Origin of the sequence: Pseudoalteromonas luteoviolacea DSM 6061 (assembly GCF_001625655.1) — a bacterium.
In the GTDB taxonomy this organism is placed as follows: domain Bacteria; phylum Pseudomonadota; class Gammaproteobacteria; order Enterobacterales; family Alteromonadaceae; genus Pseudoalteromonas; species Pseudoalteromonas luteoviolacea.
The window spans coordinates 1-1,624 of record NZ_AUYB01000047.1; the positions used below are offsets into that span (position 1 = coordinate 1).

2 protein-coding genes are annotated in these 1,624 nt (G+C 39.9%); both read left to right on the top strand.

Annotated elements, in window-relative coordinates:
* Nucleotides 1–1,027: hypothetical protein (locus N475_RS25705; protein WP_211270592.1), on the top strand; the 1,027-nt coding region annotated here is incomplete at its 5' end.
* Nucleotides 1,027–1,461 carry a hypothetical protein gene (locus N475_RS02600; protein WP_063364636.1) on the top strand — a complete coding sequence of 145 codons (435 nt, stop codon included), beginning with the start codon at nt 1,027–1,029 and terminating at the stop codon, nt 1,459–1,461. The genes N475_RS25705 and N475_RS02600, both read left to right, overlap by 1 nt.
* Nucleotides 1,462–1,624: the final 163 nt, after the last annotated feature.

The following is a 1,624-nucleotide window of genomic DNA, read 5'->3' on the forward strand; positions in this document are numbered from 1 at the left end:
GAATAATCCGCTGAGTTATACAGATCCGAGTGGGTATTTGTTTAAGAAGCTTGGGAAGTTCTTGAAGAAAAACTGGCGGACGATAGCGGCGATTGCAATAGCTGTATATTTACCTGGTTCAGAGGGATTATTAAGCAGTTGGGGAGTAACTGGAACAATTACACAGGGTGCTGTTACTGGGTTTGTTTCTGGAGCCGTAACTACAGGAACATTAAAAGGTGCACTAACAGGAGCTATCTCAGGTGCTGCATTTGGCTCTCTACATAAGTGGAAAGTAAATGGATTCAATTTAGGAAAAGTTTTAGCACATGGGGTTACCGGAGGCGTGAGTAATATAATGAGTGGTGGCAAATTTGGTCATGGTTTCTTAAGTGCGGGTATAATGCAGGGTTTATCTCAAGGGGGAGTAATGGATCAAGCATTTGGAGATGGTGCAACAACTGCAAGCAGAGTCAAGAATGCTATTTCAGCAGCTGTTATAGGAGGTACAGTTTCTCAGGTGAGCGGAGGGAAATTCAGCAATGGTGCTACAACCGCAGCTTTTTCGAGAATTCTCAATGATCTTGGAGAGTTACGCCGTTCCATTTCTCGCTCTGAAAAAGGTGAGTATAATCACATAAAGTTAGATACGGAAGAGAAGGTAGTTGGTGCAGTTAAGGCTACGGCCGGTGTCATGGCATGTGCAGCCGCAATGGCTGTAGGTGCCTGTGCTATGGCAGCACCTTCTATCATTGATGGAATGAACGCAGTGAATGCTGCTCCAGACCAAGATGTTACTCCTGTAATTTCTGGGATACTACAGAAAGGCGGACTAGATGCACCAACAGCAAATACAATCAATGCGACTTTAGATGTTGTACTTGGTGCTAAAGGTTTGGCTGATAGTACAATTGGCATGGGGAAAAGCCTAATAGGTGTATCTAAAGCCTCCTACTCAGTGCCACTAGGCCAACAAACGCTTGATACGATTGTATATACAAATGAAATTACCAATAATTGGGAAACTCTGTTCGGGAAGGATAAATAATGTATATTGTTTTTTTTAAAAATTACGCAGCTATACTTGCTGGTGCTATAGTCGTGATTTTTGGTTGTATAATGCTATATAGAGAGTATTTCTCTAATTATCAGTTGCATGAAGGGAACTTAACCAGTTTTGAATGTAATAGTGAACAAAAAAGCTCGACTAAAGGCAAGGAAGTGATGATTACTTTCGATGATAATAATTCTTACTATATTAGAGCCATGTCTTGTGATTACTTTAATCAAAACTTAATTGTTGGACAAGGTTATTCAGTTTTGACTAAAAATGACCTTTTATATTCGATAAGAAAAGGTAGTGAGGAAATAATTGCACTTAATGAGAAAGAGAAAAGAGAAAAGCAAAATGCTTTTTTACTGATTTTTTTTGGCTTAATTAGTTTTTTTGCTGGATTGTCTAAAATCCGGAAAAAAGTATAAAAAAATCCACTCCAAAGCCCCAGCACACTTGCTGGGGCTTTTTCATGTTTGGTCGCGTTTCGCCGATTTTTTGGTCACGCCTATTTGACCTGTGTGGTCGTATCTATCGACTTTCTGGTCCATGTGGAGTGCTATAAACAATTGTAAATATCGCTCGATAGGA

Excerpts from the sequence above, each read along its gene's own strand:
- N475_RS02600 (WP_063364636.1), top strand. The coding sequence starts at position 1,027 with ATGTATATTGTTTTTTTTAAAAATTACGCAGCTATACTTGCTGGTGCT.